Source organism: Oleiphilus sp. HI0086, assembly GCF_001635225.1.
In genome coordinates, this window is the sequence record NZ_LWFZ01000437.1 from 1 (window position 1) to 546 (window position 546).

1 protein-coding gene is annotated in these 546 nt (G+C 41.9%); it reads right to left on the reverse strand.

The features are described 5' to 3' along the window. Window positions 1-74: 74 nt before the first annotated feature. Window positions 75-428 (reverse strand): hypothetical protein, encoded by a 354-nt coding sequence (locus tag A3756_RS05440; protein WP_068510086.1) that lies wholly within the window; start codon window positions 426-428, stop codon window positions 75-77. Between the last annotated feature and the right edge of the window lie 118 nt (window positions 429-546).

A 546-nucleotide genomic window follows, 5' to 3' on the forward strand; every position in this document is an offset into this window, starting at 1 on the left:
ATGCGAGCATGATGAAAAAAACCGTCATCGCTAATTTGATGATTCTGGTTTTGTCCATTTGTGATGAAACGCTTCTAGGTTTCTAATTGGGCATTGTCGAGTGAATTATGAACATTTTGGCCAATATTTTCTTCTTGGCTGTCTGCGCTGATAATGCCACTTGCCTGTTCCACCGGGAGCAAGCGGGTCATGTCATTTCGTGCCGTTAAGGCTTTAACAATACGCCTTAAATTAGCTGTGTTAGCATTGGTTTCATTAGCGATAAGTAGCGTGTCTTGTATATGCTGGGCAATTATATTGCTTTCACGCTCTAATGTTCGCTCTGCGTGATAAGAGAATAATAGCGAGACGGACAGCAAAAATATCGTGCCAATAAGGATGCTTGGTATCGCTAACTTGAAGGATAGTGATGTAGTTAGCTTATTCATTTACGTTTGTTGCCACGTCAGTATATGCCCAGTGCTATTCAATGAGGTTAGGGGCTAGGCAATTGACTGATATGTGTCAGGAGTGTGCTGACGTCGATAATTGCTTCGTTAAAGCTTG

What these genes read in the sequence shown, in the direction of transcription:
- A3756_RS05440 (WP_068510086.1), bottom strand. Translation starts at nt 428, where the DNA reads ATGAATAAGCTAACTACATCACTATCCTTCAAGTTAGCGATACCAAGC.